The 15,187-nt window shown below is 69.3% G+C and carries 16 protein-coding genes; 7 read left to right on the top strand and 9 right to left on the bottom strand.

Features of this window, described 5'->3' with window-relative positions:
• Window positions 1–375 precede the first annotated feature (375 nt).
• The gene (locus ABZV77_RS41920) at window positions 376–1,017 is read right to left on the bottom strand and encodes a DNA-3-methyladenine glycosylase (RefSeq protein ID WP_356268533.1); all 642 of its coding nucleotides are present in this window, start codon (window positions 1,015–1,017) and stop codon (window positions 376–378) included.
• Between the two features lie 161 nt (window positions 1,018–1,178).
• Between ABZV77_RS41920 and ABZV77_RS41915 the strand changes: the two genes are divergently transcribed.
• The 3 genes from ABZV77_RS41915 to ABZV77_RS41905 all read left to right on the top strand — a co-directional run bounded on the left by ABZV77_RS41915 (window position 1,179) and on the right by ABZV77_RS41905 (window position 3,222).
• Window positions 1,179–1,961, top strand: a complete 783-nt coding sequence (locus ABZV77_RS41915; RefSeq protein ID WP_356268531.1) for a sporulation protein — start codon at window positions 1,179–1,181, stop codon at window positions 1,959–1,961.
• A 48-nt stretch (window positions 1,962–2,009) separates the two neighbouring features.
• The gene (locus tag ABZV77_RS41910) at window positions 2,010–2,549 is read left to right on the top strand and encodes a YbhB/YbcL family Raf kinase inhibitor-like protein (RefSeq protein WP_356268529.1); all 540 of its coding nucleotides are present in this window, start codon (window positions 2,010–2,012) and stop codon (window positions 2,547–2,549) included.
• 166 nt (window positions 2,550–2,715) lie between these two features.
• Window positions 2,716–3,222 (top strand): HNH endonuclease, encoded by a 507-nt coding sequence (locus ABZV77_RS41905; protein WP_356268527.1) that lies wholly within the window; start codon window positions 2,716–2,718, stop codon window positions 3,220–3,222.
• Between the two features lie 105 nt (window positions 3,223–3,327).
• Here the strand turns inward: ABZV77_RS41905 and ABZV77_RS41900 are convergent, their stop codons facing one another.
• The 3 genes from ABZV77_RS41900 to ABZV77_RS41890 form a co-directional block, all read right to left on the bottom strand.
• A complete protein-coding gene (locus tag ABZV77_RS41900) occupies window positions 3,328–4,266 on the bottom strand; it encodes an SPFH domain-containing protein (RefSeq protein WP_055569440.1) in 939 nt (312 codons plus the stop codon).
• Between the two features lie 106 nt (window positions 4,267–4,372).
• The gene (locus ABZV77_RS41895) at window positions 4,373–4,801 is read right to left on the bottom strand and encodes an NfeD family protein (protein WP_356268525.1); all 429 of its coding nucleotides are present in this window, start codon (window positions 4,799–4,801) and stop codon (window positions 4,373–4,375) included.
• Between the two features lie 45 nt (window positions 4,802–4,846).
• The gene (locus ABZV77_RS41890; protein ID WP_356268523.1) at window positions 4,847–5,644 is read right to left on the bottom strand and encodes an ABC transporter ATP-binding protein; all 798 of its coding nucleotides are present in this window, start codon (window positions 5,642–5,644) and stop codon (window positions 4,847–4,849) included.
• Window positions 5,645–5,765: 121 nt separating this feature from the next.
• Between ABZV77_RS41890 and ABZV77_RS41885 the strand changes: the two genes are divergently transcribed.
• Window positions 5,766–6,554 (top strand): hypothetical protein, encoded by a 789-nt coding sequence (locus tag ABZV77_RS41885; RefSeq protein ID WP_356268521.1) that lies wholly within the window; start codon window positions 5,766–5,768, stop codon window positions 6,552–6,554.
• 86 nt (window positions 6,555–6,640) lie between these two features.
• Here the strand turns inward: ABZV77_RS41885 and ABZV77_RS41880 are convergent, their stop codons facing one another.
• The 4 genes from ABZV77_RS41880 to ABZV77_RS41865 form a co-directional block, all read right to left on the bottom strand.
• Entirely contained in the window at window positions 6,641–6,889 is a 249-nt protein-coding gene (locus tag ABZV77_RS41880) for a chaplin (protein WP_356268520.1), read from the bottom strand.
• Between the two features lie 73 nt (window positions 6,890–6,962).
• Window positions 6,963–7,208, bottom strand: coding sequence for a chaplin (locus ABZV77_RS41875; protein ID WP_356268519.1), 246 nt, complete (start codon window positions 7,206–7,208; stop codon window positions 6,963–6,965).
• A gap of 180 nt (window positions 7,209–7,388) precedes the next feature.
• Window positions 7,389–8,051, bottom strand: coding sequence for a response regulator transcription factor (locus tag ABZV77_RS41870; RefSeq protein ID WP_356268517.1), 663 nt, complete (start codon window positions 8,049–8,051; stop codon window positions 7,389–7,391).
• Window positions 8,044–9,189: a GAF domain-containing sensor histidine kinase gene (locus tag ABZV77_RS41865; RefSeq protein ID WP_356268515.1), complete on the bottom strand. Its 1,146-nt coding sequence runs from the start codon at window positions 9,187–9,189 to the stop codon at window positions 8,044–8,046. Before ABZV77_RS41865 ends, ABZV77_RS41870 begins: the two co-directional genes overlap by 8 nt.
• A 195-nt stretch (window positions 9,190–9,384) precedes the next feature.
• Between ABZV77_RS41865 and ABZV77_RS41860 the strand changes: the two genes are divergently transcribed.
• From ABZV77_RS41860 to ABZV77_RS41850, 3 genes are all read left to right on the top strand, one after another.
• Entirely contained in the window at window positions 9,385–10,086 is a 702-nt protein-coding gene (locus ABZV77_RS41860) for an SDR family oxidoreductase (RefSeq protein ID WP_356268513.1), read from the top strand.
• 5 nt (window positions 10,087–10,091) lie between these two features.
• Window positions 10,092–11,174, top strand: a complete 1,083-nt coding sequence (locus ABZV77_RS41855; protein ID WP_356268544.1) for an S-adenosylmethionine:tRNA ribosyltransferase-isomerase — start codon at window positions 10,092–10,094, stop codon at window positions 11,172–11,174.
• Between the two features lie 299 nt (window positions 11,175–11,473).
• Window positions 11,474–12,190 (top strand): transglycosylase SLT domain-containing protein, encoded by a 717-nt coding sequence (locus ABZV77_RS41850; protein ID WP_356268511.1) that lies wholly within the window; start codon window positions 11,474–11,476, stop codon window positions 12,188–12,190.
• A gap of 109 nt (window positions 12,191–12,299) precedes the next feature.
• Here the strand turns inward: ABZV77_RS41850 and ABZV77_RS41845 are convergent, their stop codons facing one another.
• Window positions 12,300–14,912 carry an FHA domain-containing protein gene (locus ABZV77_RS41845; RefSeq protein ID WP_356268509.1) on the bottom strand — a complete coding sequence of 871 codons (2,613 nt, stop codon included), beginning with the start codon at window positions 14,910–14,912 and terminating at the stop codon, window positions 12,300–12,302.
• Window positions 14,913–15,187: the final 275 nt, after the last annotated feature.

Below are 15,187 nucleotides of genomic sequence, written 5' to 3'. Positions count from 1 at the left end.
GGAACGGACGCTTCCTTTGTACTCACCCACAGAACATTTTCTGGGGCTTTCCTCCGGGCGCTTCCCTTCGGTGTTTCTTTTGTTCTTGCGTTTCCAACTCTACCAGATCCGTTTTCCGTTCCGTTTCCGGTTCGGATTTCATTTCCGGTGGCCGTTGGAGGGCCTTATGCCTTTCGGCGTGTTCACTACTTTAGCGGATTCCCTCCGCAACTCATAATCGAGTTCCGCGAGTTCGAATTCGGGCATGCGGGCACGCCGAATAAGACCCCGCCGAGGGGAAGATGTTAGGTAGTGGTTGGCCGCTTCCGGCTGCTGGCAGATTGCCGTACCCGGTTCAAGCGACTCGGACTACATTACGGAGGCACCAACGCTGCGTCAAGTTCGTCGCTGCCGAGGCGTATGGGCCCGATAAGGGCTGACCGTAGGGTCGTTGGTCGTCCAGAAGCGCCACGGGTGAACGCCGCCCTCTCCCGCTACGCCCGTGCGAGGTCCGCTGCTGACCTGGTCGGACGGGACGGGAGCCCCGGTCAACACGGTGAAGGGGGAGGACGGGTCCGCGCAGACGTCGGCGCCGTCGAGCCGTCGATCCACGTCGAGGGCAGTGGCCAGGCGTGCGGGGCCTTTGGCCAGTTCCTTGTCGTTACGGGCCGAGAGTCGACGTTTACGGGCCAGCTCAGCACCCTCCGTGATCTCTCCCGCGCGCAGCAGGACCGCACTGGCCATGCCCTCGGGACCGCACACCAGGTTCATGCAGTGCCACATGCCGTAGGTGAAGTAGACGTACATGTGGCCGGGCTGTCCGAACATCACGCTGTTGCGGGCGGTGCGGCCGCGGTAGGCATGGGAGCCGGGGTCGACCTCCCCCGCATACGCCTCCACCTCTGTCAGGCGGACTTCGATCGGGCCGTCCGCCGACTCACGTACGAGGATGCGGCCGAGCAGATCCGGGGCGACCTCCAGGACCGGTCGGTCGAAGAAGTCCCGGGTGAGAGGCGTACGGTCAGGGCTCGCGATCATGCCGTACGAGCGTAGTGCACATGGTCTACGTTCTCGGGGGGCCCAAGGGCCGCTCGGTTGACCGGGGATGGTGCGGAACCGCGCACCGTTCCCTCGCGTATCTATCGATCAAGTATTCACGTCGAGACGAGCCACAGGCGGCGGCCTGGGGATGGAGTGTCATGGGGTTCAAGAAGCTGCTCGCGAGTCTGGGTGCCGGCGGCGCCTCGGTGGAGACCGTGCTGGCCGAGGTCAACGTGGTCCCGGGCGGCGTCGTCCAGGGTGAGGTGCGGATCCAGGGCGGCTCGGTGGACCAGGAGATCGAGGGTCTCTCCGTCGGTCTGCAGGCCCGGGTCGAGGTCGAGGGCAACGACCAGGAGACCAAGCAGGACATCGAGTTCACCAAGGTGCGGCTCGGCGGCGCCTTCACGCTGCAGGCCAACCAGGTGCACGCCGTGCAGTTCACCCTGGAGATCCCCTGGGAGACCCCGGTCACGAGCATCGACGGGCAGCAGCTGCGCGGCATGAACATCGGTGTGACCACCGAGCTGGAGATCGCGCGCGCCGTGGACTCCAGTGACCTGGACCCGATCAACGTGCACCCGCTGCCGGCGCAGCAGGCCATCCTGGACGCCTTCATCCAGCTGGGCTTCCGCTTCAAGAGCGCGGACATGGAGCGCGGTCACATCCGCGGCACGCGGCAGAAGCTGCCCTTCTACCAGGAGGTCGAGTTCTACCCGCCGCAGCAGTACCGCGGGCTCAACCAGGTCGAGCTGAGCTTCGTCGCCGACGACCGCGAGATGGACGTCGTCCTGGAGATGGACAAGAAGCCCGGTCTGTTCAGCGAGGGCAGTGACTCGTTCCGTTCATTCAAGGTCGGGCTGAACGACTTCCAGGGCACCGACTGGGCGGCGTACCTGAACGAGTGGCTGTCCCAGGTCGGCAGCAAGCGCAACTGGTTCTAGGCTCGGAGAGGATCAGCGAGGACCAGCAATCAACCAGGAGGTGCCGACGTGAGCGAGCTCAAGAGGCCGCCGCTGCCCCATGACTTCCATCCGCCCGTGCCGTCGTTCACGGTCGTGAGCGAGGACTTCGAGCCGGGTGCGGTCCTCAAGGACGCTCAGGTCCACGCGGCCGGGAACACCTCGCCGCAGCTGCGGTGGGAGGGCTTCCCGCCGGAGACCAAGAGCTTCGCCGTGACGTGCTTCGACCCGGACGCCCCCACGGGCAGCGGGTTCTGGCACTGGACCGTCTTCGACATCCCGGTCTCGACGACCGGGCTGCCGGGCGGTGCGGGCAGCGGGAAGTTCGAGGGGCTGCCCGAGGGTGCGGTGCAGGTGCGCAACGACTTCGGGACGAAGGACTTCGGGGGTGCGGCGCCGCCTCCGGGCGACCGGCCGCACCGCTATGTGTTCACCGTGTACGCGGTGGACCAGGAGAAGCTGGGTCCCGACTCGGACGCCCCGCCCGCGTTCGTGGGCTTCAACCTCCGGTTCCACACGCTGGCGCGCGCCCAGGTGATCGCCGAGTACGCGGCTCCCGCGGAGAGCTGAGCGGCTCTCGAGTACGGAGCGTTCACCGATTGTTTGCCCGCCCCTGGTCATGGAAGTGATCAGAGGCGGGCATTTTTTATTGCGTTGTCCATCTCGGCGTGCCCGGCCAGAGTTGATCCCAGCCCGCCAGGCGGTGGGCCGGTGCATACGGGAGGTGGGCAGGTTGATGCGGGACACGCTGGTGCTGAACGCGAGCTTCGAGCCGCTCTCGACGGTGTCGCTCAACCGGGCCGTCGTTCTGGTGCTCCAGGACAAGGCCGTGGTCGAACACGCCCACCCCGGACTCCGTGTGCGCGCCGCGGCGATCGACATCCCCGTGCCCCGGGTGATCAGGCTGTGCAGGTACGTGCGAGTGCCGTTCCGAAGACAGGCGCCGTGGTCGAGGCGGGGTGTGCTGGTCCGGGACCGGCACCGGTGTGCGTACTGCGGCAGGCGTGCCACGACGGTGGACCACGTGGTGCCGCGGTCGCAGGGCGGCGCCGACTCCTGGCTGAACACGGTGGCTTCGTGCGCGATGGACAACCACCGCAAGGCGGACCGTACTCCGGAGGAGGCCGGTATGCCGTTGCTGCGGCAGCCGTTCGAGCCGACGCCCGCAGACGCGATGCTCCTGTCGCTCGGCAGGGACGAGTTGGCCTCGCTGCCCGATTGGCTGGCCCAGCCCGCCGCATAGTCGCGATGCCGGACGGCAGAGTGGCCGGTGGACGTACGACGAACCCCGCGTTCCTCCTCGGAGGGGCGCGGGGTTCGTCGTACGCCGGGTCGGACGACCGGCGTATCAGTCGATCGGTGGCTGTTCGCGGCGCTCGGTGGCGGGGGCCGATCCGCCGGAGCCGCCGCCCAGCGGGCCGAAGTTGCCGAGCGCCCCGCCGAGGCCCTTGAGGGCGTCGCCGATCTCGCTGGGCACGATCCAGAGCTTGTTGGCGTCGCCCTCGGCGATCTTCGGGAGCATCTGGAGGTACTGGTAGGAGAGGAGCTTCTGGTCGGGGTCGCCCGCGTGGATGGACTCGAAGACCGTGCGGATCGCCTGGGCCTCGCCCTCGGCGCGCAGGGCGGCCGCCTTGGCCTCACCTTCGGCGCGCAGGATCGCGGACTGCTTCTCGCCCTCGGCGCGCAGGATCTCCGACTGCCGGACACCTTCGGCCTGGAGGATCGCCGCGCGCTTGTCACGGTCGGCGCGCATCTGCTTCTCCATCGAGTCCTGGATGGAGGTCGGCGGCTCGATCGCCTTGAGCTCGACGCGGTTGACGCGGATGCCCCACTTGCCGGTCGCCTCGTCGAGGACGCCGCGCAGGGCCGCGTTGATCTCCTCGCGGGAGGTCAGGGTCCGCTCCAGGTCCATGCCACCGATGATGTTGCGCAGGGTGGTGACGGTGAGCTGCTCGATCGCCTGGATGTAGCTGGCGACCTCGTACGTCGCCGCCCTGGCGTCGGTCACCTGGTAGTAGATGACGGTGTCGATGTTGACCACCAGGTTGTCCTGGGTGATCACCGGCTGGGGCGGGAAGGGGACGACCTGTTCACGCAGGTCGATGCGGTTGCGGATCGAGTCGATGAACGGGACGACGATGTTCAGTCCGGCGTTCAGCGTGCGGGTGTAGCGGCCGAAGCGCTCGACGATGGCCGCGCTGGCCTGTGGAATGACCTGGATGGTCTTGATCAGGGCGATGAAAACCAGCACCACCAGAATGATCAGGACGATGATGATTGGTTCCATCGTGGCTCCCCGTACCCTTCGTGCCTCGGTGTTCCCGGAAGATCCCGCGCGTCGCGAAGATCTTGCTGGTCGAGTCTGTCAGACCGTCGTACGGACCGTGGGTCATTCACATGACGACGGCTGTCGCTCCGTCGATCTCGACGACGTCGACCTCTTGGCCCGCCTCGTAGGCGCGGTCGGTGTCGAGTGAGCGGGCCGACCAGATCTCGCCCGCCAGCTTGATGCGGCCGCCGGAGCCGTCGACCCGTTCGAGGACGACGGCCGATCTGCCCTTCAGCGCCTCGACGCCCGTCGCCAGTTCGGGCCGTTGGGAGCGGTGCCTGGTCGCGACCGGGCGCACGACGGCGATGAGCGCCACCGAGACCGCGGCGAAGACCACGACCTGCAGCACGGTGCCGCCGCCGAGGCCCGCGGTCACGGCGGCCGCGACGGCGCCCACGGCGAGCATGCCGAGCTCCGGCATCGCGGTCAGTACGAGCGGGATTCCGAGCGCGGCCGCCCCGATCAGCCACCACACCCATGCGTCGATGTCCACATGGTCATGGTAGGACCGCAGGTCCCTTTCGGGACAGGGCACCGATCAGCTGAGCGGAAGACCCGTGGCGGTCCAGCGGTCGTTCTTCTGCTCGACGACCAGCGGAAGGCCGAAGCAGAGGGAGAGGTTGCGGGAGCTGAGCTCCAGCTCCAGCGGGCCCGCGGCGAGGACCTTGCCCTGGCGGATCATCAGGACGTGTGTGAAGCCGGGCGCGATCTCCTCGACGTGGTGCGTGACCATGATCATCGAGGGGGCGATCGGGTCGCGGGCGAGGCGGCCGAGGCGGCGCACGAGGTCTTCGCGGCCGCCGAGGTCGAGGCCCGCGGCGGGCTCGTCGAGGAGCAGCAGCTCGGGGTCGGTCATCAGGGCGCGGGCGATCAGGGTGCGCTTGCGCTCGCCCTCGGAGAGGGTGCCGAACCTGCGGTCGAGGTAGTCGCTCATGCCGAGGCGGTCGAGGAAGGCGCGGGCGCGCTGCTCGTCCACGTCCTCGTAGTCCTCGTGCCAGCCTGCGGTCATGCCGTACGCCGCGGTGAGCACGGTCTGCAGGACGGTCTGCCGCTTGGGCAGCTTCTCCGCCATCGCGATGCCAGCGACGCCGATGCGCGGGCGCAGTTCGAAGACGTCCGTGCCGGGCTTGCCGAGGGTCTCGCCGAGGATGGTGGCGGTGCCGGTGCTCGGGTAGAGGTAGCTGGACGCGACGTTGAGGAGGGTGGTCTTGCCCGCGCCGTTCGGTCCGAGGATGACCCAGCGCTCGCCCTCCTTGACCGACCAGGAGACCTGGTCCACCAGAGCCCGGCCCTCGCGGACCACAGATACGTCCTCAAGCTCCAGTACATCGCTCATGAGCGCGCTGTCTCCCATTGCAGTCTTGGTCGTCGCTCGCGCCTGTGGACGCGGCCCCCGGATAAAACCTACGCCACCGGCCGACCGTTCCTGTCGTGAGCCCGGTCCTTAGGCTGTGTGCATGCTCTCGGAACCACGCTCAGGACGCCTGGCCGCATGGGGAAATGCCCTTTTGGCCGGACTTGTTTCTCCGGATGACGCCGTGCTCGCGATGGTCGGCGACGACGCGGTGCACCGGGTCGAAGGACTTCCCGGGGAGCCGGGCCCGGTCGGGCTCACGCTCGCCATGGGGCGGCTGCGCTCCCTGGGGGTGACCGGGCTGCGGGTGGCGCTGCCCGCACCGGGGCATCCCCTGGGGCTGAGCGGGCCGCCCGAGTTCAATGCGCGTGCTCTGGACGCGGAGGAAGCCGTCGTCGGGTTCGGCGCGCCGTACGGGCTCGTGCCCGAGGTGTACGAGGCGGGGCCCGACGGCGACGTGCACGTGGAGGTCGTCTGGCACTGCCTGCCCGTGCGCGAGGCACCGCCCGCCGATGTGCCCTCGCTCGGCGAGGCGGAGCGTGAGCTCGCGGAGGCCCTGCGGGAGGCGACGGAGGTGCTGTCCCGGCTGGACGTCGCCGGGTCGGGACCGGTGGCCGAGGCCGCGCTCGACGCGTACCGGGCGCGGGCGGAGCGGGGGCGCGAGCTGCTGGCGCCCGGCTATCCGCCGCGTGCGGTACGGGTGTTGGAGCTGGCTCAGCGGATCGGTCTGCTGATCTCACTGGCGTACGAGAACGGGCCCGGCGGTGCCGTGAGCGCGTCGGAGATGGCGGCGCGGGGTCAGGCGCTGCGGCCGGTGGAGCGGACGGCGCGGAGGGCGCAGGTGGCCGCGTACAACTCGAGTGTCGAGGAGCGGGAGCGGGGCGGGCGCTGAGCCCGCTGCCGTGACCGGCGGGGCCCGGGAACGCCGCGGGCCCCGCGGACCGGTGAGGTCCGCGGGGCCGCGCTGGGGCGTGTGCCTCAGTGGTTCACCGTGTGGTTGGCGAACGCCGGGTTGAGAACGCCGATGACGTTCACGCTGTTGCCGGTGGCGTTGACCGGGATGTCGATCGGCACCTGGACGAGGTTGCCGGAGCCGACGCCCGGGGAGTTCGTGGCGACGCCGTCGGCCTGGGCGTCCGAGGTGGCGGACGCGACTCCGGCGGACGCGCCCGCGGCGAGACCGGCGGCGACGACGGCCAGGGCGGCCTTCTTGGCGATGCTGTTCATGGGACGTGCTCCTCCTGCTGACATGGGCGACCCCGGTGGCGGGGTCAGGGGGTGTGCTGCTCGCAGGGTGCGATCAGAGGTTTTCGCAGACGTTGCCGAACGTCGGGTTGAGGCCGCCGATGACGGTGACGGTGTTGCCGCAGACGTTCACCGGGACGTGGACCGGGGCCTGGACCAGGTTGCCGGAGACGACGCCGGGCGAGTTCTTGGCGACTCCGTCGGCCTGCGCGCCACCGTGGGCGGAAGCCATGCCGGCGCCGGCCGCAACCAGGCCACCGGCCACCATCGTGACGGCAGCGGCCTTCTTGAGGTTCTTCACTTCTACGATCCTCCTGAGCAGAAGCTGCGGCCAGCCGCCGCAGCACGCACTGGAGAACGCTCGACCGCCCCGGGGGATACGCCATCCGGGGGACATCCACACGACGGTATGAATCTCAGACCGCAAGTCGACGCTCCTGGCGCGCTCCGGAGCCGCCCCCGCACCGGGCTCGTGGCCTGCTCAGCCGGTCACGCCATGGCGTACGGCCCAGAGCGCGGCCTGGGTGCGGTCGGCCAGGTCCAGCTTCATCAGGATGTTCGAGACGTGTGTCTTGACGGTCTTCTCGGAGAGGACGAGGGCGCGGGCGATCTCCCGGTTCGAGCGGCCGTCGGCGATCAGGGAGAGGACCTCGCGCTCGCGCTCGGTGAGCGAACCGCCCCTGCCCTGGCCGCCGCCCGTCTCCTCCTGGGAGAGCAGCGCGCCCGCCACCTCGGGCTGCAGGAGCACGTGCCCCGCGTGCACGGAGCGGATGGCTCCGGCGAGGGCGTCCGGGTCGACGTCCTTGTACACATACCCCGCTGCGCCTGCGCGCAGGGCCGGGACGACCGTGCGCTGCTCGGTGAAGCTGGTGACGATGAGCACGCGCGCGGGATTGGCCAGTTCGCGGAGCTTGCGCAGCGCCTCGACGCCGTCCATGCCGGGCATCTTGACGTCCATCAGGACGACGTCCGGCTTCAACTCCTCGGCCTGCGCGACTCCTTCGGCGCCGTCCGAAGCCTCTCCGACGACGTCGATGTCGTCCTGGATCTCCAGGAACGTGCGCAGGCCTCGGCGGACCACCTGGTGGTCGTCGACCAGCAGCACCCGGATCCCAGTCTTCGCATTGAGCACCGCGTCAGCCACCGGGGACCTCCATCTCGATCGTTGTGCCCTTGCCGGGCTCCGATTCCACGGTCAGCCGTCCGCCGACCCCGCTCGCCCGGTCCCGCATGGAGACCAGGCCGAGGTGGCGCCCCGCGCGGCGTATCGACTTCGGGTCGAAGCCCGAGCCGTCGTCGACCACGCGCAGGGCGGCACCGGCGCCGCGCTTGTCCAGGAGCACGGCGACGTGCTCCGCGCCGGAGTGGCGCAGAGCGTTGTGCAGGGCCTCCTGGGCGACCCGCAGCATGGCTTCTTCCTGGGAGGCGGGGAGTGCCCGCACTCCGTTGCTCTCGAAGGTGACCCGGGCGGAGTGCGCGCGGTGCAGCACCTGGATGTGCGTGCGCAGGGTGGCCACCAGGCCGTCCTCGTCGAGGGCCGCGGGGCGCAACTCCACGACGGCCGCGCGCAGTTCGTCGGCGGCCTCGGCGGCGAGCACCGCCACCTGCTGCAGTTCGTCCTTGGCCCGGCACGGATCGCGGTCCACCAGGGCCGTGGCGGCCTGTGCCGTCAGGCGCAGGGAGAAGAGCTTCTGGCTGACGGCGTCGTGCAGTTCGTGGGCGAGGCGCGAGCGCTCCTCGGCGATGGTCAGCTCGCGACTGCGCTCGTACAGACGGGCGTTGGTGAGGGCGATGGCGGCGTGCTGGGCGAGGATCGCGAGGAGCTCCGCGTCGTCCTCGGTGAAGCCGCAAGTGCCCTGGATCTTGGGGCAGTTCTTGTTGGCGAGGAAGAGCGCGCCGAGCGTCTCGTCGTCGGAGCGGATGGGCACGCCGAGGAAGTCGGACATGTCGGGGTGGGCGGAGGGCCAGCCGCCGAAGCGGGGGTCCTCGCGCACGTCGCCGAGGCGGACGGTCTCGCCCTTCTGGAGCATCGAGGCGAGGATGCCGTGCTGCCGGGGCAGCGGGCCGATGGCCTTCCACTGGTCCTCGCTGACGCCGTCGACGACGAACTGGGCGAAGCCGCCGTGGTCGTCCGGGACCCCGAGCGCGGCGTACTCGGCGTCGAGCAGCTCACGGGCCGAGGCGACGATCGTCTTGAGGACGTCGCGCACCTCAAGGTGCCTGCTCATGGCGAGGAGCGCGGAGCTCACCGCGGTCAGGCCGGATCGGGGTCCTTGACTCATGGTCACACGGTACCGGCGGGGTGTGACAGTGCGTATCCGACCTGTGGAGGCCTCCGCCTAGGGCCCGGGGCCTAGGTCGATGGTCCGGTACTAGGGCGAAGGGCCCCGGGGAGTTGCGGCTCCCGCACGAGGTGCCCGGGGTGTGGGCGTTCCTACGGTGGTGGTCCGGTCGAGCCAACCGAGGGGACGGATGTCATGCCGGTAGCAATCATCACGGGGGCTTCGAAGGGTCTGGGGCGTGCGGTGGGCGCGGCCCTCGCGGAGTCCGGGTGGGATCTCGTGCTCGACGCGCGGAGCGCCGAGGTCCTGGAGGAGTCGGCGCGCGGGCTGCGCACGTACGGCACGCGTGTGGAAGCGCTGGCCGGGGACGTCACGGATGCGGGGCACCGGGCGGACCTGGTGGCGGCGGCGCGGCGGCTCGGGGGTCTGGATCTGCTGGTGAACAACGCGAGCGCGCTGGGTGCGGAGCCTCTCGTACGGCTGGACGAGCTCGCGCTCGACGGGCTGCGGGCGGCGCTGGAGACCAATGTGGTGGCGGCGCTCGGGCTGGTGCAGGAGGCGTTGCCGCTGCTGCGGGAGTCCGCGGGGGCGGTGGTCGACGTCAGCTCCGACGCGGCCGTCGAGGCGTACGGGACGTGGGGCGGGTACGGCGCGTCCAAGGCCGCCCTCGACCAGCTCTCCGCGGTTCTCGCCGAGGAGGAGCCAGGGGTCCGGGTGTGGGCCGTCGACCCCGGGGACATGCGGACGGACCTGTACCGGGCCGCTGTGCCCGTCGACGATCCGTCCGGGAGGCCGCTGCCCGAGGCCGTGGCACCGGCCTTCGTGCGGCTGCTCGCCGAGCGGCCCGCCAGTGGGCGCTACACGGCGTCCGCGCTGCTGTCCGCGGGTGCCCTGTGAACGTCCTGGGCGCGCCGCTGTGCGTGCCTGACTCCCTCGTCGCCCGGGTGCCCGCCGAGGAGCGTGGTGCGGGGCTCGGCAGGGACGCGGTGCGGCTGCTGGTGTCGCGGGGCACCGAGGTCACGCACCGCGCCTTCACGGAGCTGCCCGCGCTGCTGCGGGCCGGGGACCTGCTCGTGGTCAACACGTCGACGACGCTGCCCGCGGCGGTGGACGGGAGACTCGGGCACGCGCGCGTGGTGGTGCACTTCTCCACCCGGGGCGCGGACGGGCGGTGGGCGGTGGAGCTGCGCGATCCGGACGGGAAGGGCACCACACGCGCGCGTGGTGGCGGTCCGGCCGGTTCGGTGGTGCGGCTCCCCGGAAACGTACGCCTTGTATATGAGGAGCCGATGGCGGCTCAGAGCCTGCGGCTGTGGTGGGTGCGGGTGTCGGCCGACGTGCCCGCGCTGCTGCGGCGGCACGGGCGTCCCATTCGTTACTCCTATACAGAGAGGGACCAGCCGCTCGCCGCCTACCAGACCGTGTTCGGGCTGCCGTCGGCCGACGGGGCGGGGAGTGCGGAGATGCCGAGTGCGGGGCGGCCGTTCACGGCGTCGATGGTGGCGGAGCTGGTGAGCAGGGGCGTGCAGTTCGCGCCGGTGGTGCTGCACACCGGTGTCGCGTCGCAGGAGGCGCACGAGCCGCCCTACCCGGAGCTCTTCGAGGTGCCGGAGACGTCGGCGCGGCTGATCAATGCCGCGCGGGCGGGCGGGGGCCGGGTCGTCGCGGTCGGCACGACGGCCGTGCGCGCCGTGGAGTCCGCCGCGGGGTCCGACGGGGTGGTGCGGGCGGCGGCGGGCAGGACCGAGCTCGTGGTGACCCCGGAGCGCGGGGTGCGTGTGGTGGACGGCCTGCTGACGGGGCTCCATGAGCCGGAGGCGTCGCATCTGCTGATGCTGGAGGCCGTCGCGGGGCGGGCGGCGGTCGAGCGGGGTTATGCGGAGGCGGTACGCCGTCTCTACCTGTGGCACGAGTTCGGGGACGTCCACCTCATCCTCCGGGATGAGGATCCTCACCGAGAGCATTGCGACGGCAACTCCTGGTGAGACTGTTACGTGTTCGATGTGAGCCCGCGCATAGGACGCACATCACGTACGAAGGTCCCTAGTGGATAAGAAATCCCTTTATGTTCGGGGGGTCCATGGCCATAAAGGGCACATCCCGACCCCCTGATCCACTATCCGGGTTCGTACGTCACGCCTTTGCCACAGAATTTTGCTGCCGCTAAGAATTGCTCCCGTCGCTCGGCGCCGCGGTCTCACCACCGCGGCGTTTGTGCCGGAGAAGCAACCTGTCCCCCAGCCGGACCAGAGCGACCTCCGCTATTCGAAGAGGTCCAACTCGCATGTCCAAGCACAGCCTTCCTGGCCATAGTCGCTCGACCGTGACCAAGACCCAGAAGCTCTCGATCGCCGGTGTCGCCACGCTCGGCGCCGCCGCCCTCGCGTTCTCCCTCGTGCCGGGCAATTCCGAGGCCACCACCCAGGCCGCCGGCGACGTCTCCCCCGTGGCCTTCGCCGCGGGCGCCAACGCGCAGCAGGCCGTCCACGCCAACGTCTCGAAGCAGCAGTCCAACGCCGACAAGCAGGCCAAGGACGCCGCCGAGAAGGCCGCCGCGGAGAAGAAGAAGGCCGACGAGGCCAAGAAGGCCGCCGACGAGGCCGCCGCGAAGAAGAAGGCCGAGGACGAGCGCAAGGCCGAGGAGGCCGCGAGCCGCGCCGCCGCCCGCAAGCCCGTCTACACCAACAACCTCGACGGCTGGATCCGCCAGTCCCTGGACATCATGAAGTCCAAGGGCATCCCCGGCTCGTACGAGGGTCTGCACCGCAACATCATCCGTGAGTCCGCGGGCAACCCGCAGGCCGTGAACGGCTGGGACATCAACGCCATCAACGGCACCCCGTCGATCGGCCTGCTCCAGGTCATCCAGCCGACGTTCAACGCGTACCACGTCGACGGCACCTCGACGAACATCTACGACCCGGTCGCCAACATCACGGCCGCGGCCAACTACGCCGCCGACCGGTACGGCTCGATGGACAACGTGAACGGCGCCTACTGAGCCTTGATCGCCTGATCACTGGACCTCTTCAGCCGAAGCCGAGGTTCTCAAGACGCCGAAGGGCGGCACCCCACACGGGGTGCCGCCCTTCTCGTACGTCGTGACGCAGTTACTTGCGCATGACCTCCGGCTCGTGGCGGCGCAGCAGGCGCGCGACCGCGAGGCCGCAGATGACACCGAGCAGGATCAGGACCGTGATGTTCAGGCTCCACTGGCCGACCGAGTGGTCCCACAGCGGATCGAGGTCGCCCGGCTTCTTCGGGTCCCACGGCGGCATGAGGTGCGCCAGGTCGAGCGTGGAGCCCGCGCCCGCGATGGCCCAGCGGGACGGCATCAGCCAGGCGAACTGCTCCAGGCCCGGCGAGCCGTAGATCTGGAAGAGGACACCGGTGAAGACGACCTGGACGATCGCGAACATCACCAGGAGCGGCATGGTCTTCTCGGAGGTCTTCACCAGCGAGGAGATGACCAGGCCGAACATCATCGACGTGAAGCCGAGCGCGATGATCGTCAGGCAGATCTCCACGGCCGGGGGCATGATCAGGCCCTCGGCAGGCAGGTCGCGCGGCGCGAAGCCGATGCCGCAGATGATGACGCCCTGGATGGCCGTGATCACGCCGAGGACGATGACCTTGGACATCAGGTACGCCGAGCGGGACAGGCCGGTCGCCCGTTCCCGTTCGTAGATGACCCGTTCCTTGATCAGCTCACGTACGGAGTTGGCCGCGCCGGAGAAGCACATGCCGACCGCGAGGATCAGCATGATCGTGCCTGCGTCGGCGTTGAACTTGACCGGCGGCTTCGGCGGACCGAGGCCGAAGTCGGCCGGGATCACGACGCTGACGATGCCGAGGACCGCGGGCAGGATCACCATCAGGCCCAGGAAGCCCTTGTCGGAGGCGATCACCGAGACGTACCGCCGGATCAGGGTCCACAGCTGTGACCCCCAGCCCTGCGGTTTCGGCGGCCGCACAGCCTGGGGCGGCGCCATCTGTACGGACTGTGCGGCGACGGCGTCGATGTCCGCGGCGTACATCTGGTAGTGCTGCGAGCCCTTCCAGCGGCCCGCCCAGTCGTAGTCGCGGTAGTTCTCGAAGGCGGAGAAGACGTCGGCCCAGGTGCTGTAGCCGAAGAAGTTGAGGGCTTCCTCCGGCGGACCGAAGTACGCCACAGAACCGCCCGGCGCCATCACCAGGAGCTTGTCGCAGATCGCCAGCTCGGCGACCGAGTGCGTGACGACGAGGACCGTGCGGCCGTCGTCGGCGAGGCCGCGAAGCAGCTGCATGACATCGCGGTCCATGCCCGGGTCGAGGCCGGAGGTCGGCTCGTCCAGGAAGATCAGCGAGGGCTTGGTCAGCAGCTCGAGGGCCACGGACACGCGCTTGCGCTGACCACCGGAGAGGGAGGTGACCTTCTTCTCCTTGTGGATGTCCAGCTTGAGCTCGCGCAGGACCTCGTCGATGCGGGACTCGCGCTCGGCCTCCGTGGTGTCCGCGGGGAAGCGCAGCTTGGCCGCGTACTTGAGGGCCTTCTTGACGGTCAGCTCCTTGTGCAGGATGTCGTCCTGCGGGACCAGACCGATGCGCTGACGCAGTTCCGCGAACTGCTTGTAGAGGTTCCTGTTGTCGTACAGAACGTCGCCCTGGTTGGCGGGCCGGTAGCCGGTCAGCGCCTTGAGCAGGGTGGACTTTCCGGAACCCGAGGGACCGATGACCGCGATGAGCGACTTCTCGGGGACGCCGAAGGAGACGTCCTTGAGGATCTGCTTGCCGCCGTCGACCGTGACCGTGAGGTGACGGGCCGAGAAGGAGACGTCACCGGTGTCGACGAACTCCTCGAGCTGTCCGCCGACGAGGCGGAAGGTCGAGTGGCCGACGCCGACGATGTCGTTCGGGCCGATCAGGACCGTCGAGGACTTCGCGATCGGCTGGCCGTTGACGTACGTGCCGTTGTGGGACCCGAGGTCGTGGATCTCGAAACGGCCGTCGGGCGTCGCCGTGAACTCGGCGTGGTGGCGCGAGACCTGCAGGTCGGAGACGACCAGCTCGTTCTCGAGCGCACGACCGATGCGCATCTTGCGGCCCAGTGCCAGCTGGTGGAACGTCGTCGGGCTGCGGTCGCCGTAGACCGGCGGTGCCCCCGCGGCGCCGCCGGAACCCGGAGCTTTCTGCGCGAACTGCTCGGACGGGCCACCCTGCTGCTGGGGCACGTGCGGCTGGTGCTGCTGCTGAGGCTGGTGCTGCTGGTGCTGCGGCGGCTGCTGTTGCTGCTGTTGCTGCCACCCCTGCTGCTGCGCCTGGTACGGGGCCTGCTGCTGGGGCGCCTGCTGCTGCGGGGCCTGAGCGGCCCAGCCGGGAGCTTCCTGCTGATGCTGCTGGGGCGCGTGTTGCGGCGCGGCCTGCTGCTGGGCGTGCTGCGGCGCGGAGACGGCCGCGGCCGCCGCACCCGCGGCACCACCGGACACGTTCACCAGCGGACCGTCGGTCGCGTTGCCGAGGTGCACCGCCGAACCCGGGCCGATTTCCATCTGGTGGATCCGCTGGCCCTGCACAAAGGTGCCGTTGGTGCTGCCGTGGTCCTCAATGACCCAACTGCGGCCGCTCCAGCTGATCGACGCGTGACGCCAGGACACCCTGGCGTCGTCGAGCGAGATATCCCCCTGCGGATCACGTCCGAGGGTGTACGGCCTGGACGCATCCAGCGTCCAGGTCCTGCCATTCATTTCCAGTACGAGTTCCGGCACTCCATGCCCCACTGAGTTGTCCCCCGAGCTAGCCCCCATCGATGGGGAGTCTAGGGATGTCGAACATCGGGAGGAACTATTTCAGGCGGAGGGCTCTGACCGAAAGTCGGGCCTTGTGAAGACTGCGTACGGGCGTGACGGGTTGCCCCGTTGACGGAGAAGAAATCGCCCCGGAGAGTAGTAAGCGCCCATCAGTGCATACGGATCATGCTCATTGAGAGCATTAAGTGCATTTGGGGCAACGCGCTGCGGTC

Source organism: Streptomyces sp. NPDC004732 (assembly GCF_040609235.1).
GTDB lineage: Bacteria > Actinomycetota > Actinomycetes > Streptomycetales > Streptomycetaceae > Streptomyces.
The sequence above is the reverse complement of the archived record's forward strand: the minus strand, read 5'-3'. Positions and strand labels throughout refer to the sequence as shown.

Bases quoted from the DNA above. Each gene is read 5' to 3' on its own strand.
- ABZV77_RS41920 (WP_356268533.1), bottom strand. From the start codon at position 1,017: ATGATCGCGAGCCCTGACCGTACGCCTCTCACCCGGGACTTCTTCGAC.
- ABZV77_RS41915 (WP_356268531.1), top strand. From the start codon at position 1,179: ATGGGGTTCAAGAAGCTGCTCGCGAGTCTGGGTGCCGGCGGCGCCTCG.
- ABZV77_RS41905 (WP_356268527.1), top strand. From the start codon at position 2,716: ATGCGGGACACGCTGGTGCTGAACGCGAGCTTCGAGCCGCTCTCGACG.
- ABZV77_RS41900 (WP_055569440.1), bottom strand. From the start codon at position 4,266: ATGGAACCAATCATCATCGTCCTGATCATTCTGGTGGTGCTGGTTTTC.
- ABZV77_RS41890 (WP_356268523.1), bottom strand. From the start codon at position 5,644: ATGAGCGATGTACTGGAGCTTGAGGACGTATCTGTGGTCCGCGAGGGC.
- ABZV77_RS41885 (WP_356268521.1), top strand. From the start codon at position 5,766: ATGCTCTCGGAACCACGCTCAGGACGCCTGGCCGCATGGGGAAATGCC.
- ABZV77_RS41880 (WP_356268520.1), bottom strand. From the start codon at position 6,889: ATGAACAGCATCGCCAAGAAGGCCGCCCTGGCCGTCGTCGCCGCCGGT.
- ABZV77_RS41865 (WP_356268515.1), bottom strand. From the start codon at position 9,189: ATGAGTCAAGGACCCCGATCCGGCCTGACCGCGGTGAGCTCCGCGCTC.
- ABZV77_RS41860 (WP_356268513.1), top strand. From the start codon at position 9,385: ATGCCGGTAGCAATCATCACGGGGGCTTCGAAGGGTCTGGGGCGTGCG.
- ABZV77_RS41850 (WP_356268511.1), top strand. From the start codon at position 11,474: ATGTCCAAGCACAGCCTTCCTGGCCATAGTCGCTCGACCGTGACCAAG.
- ABZV77_RS41845 (WP_356268509.1), bottom strand. From the start codon at position 14,912: ATGAATGGCAGGACCTGGACGCTGGATGCGTCCAGGCCGTACACCCTC.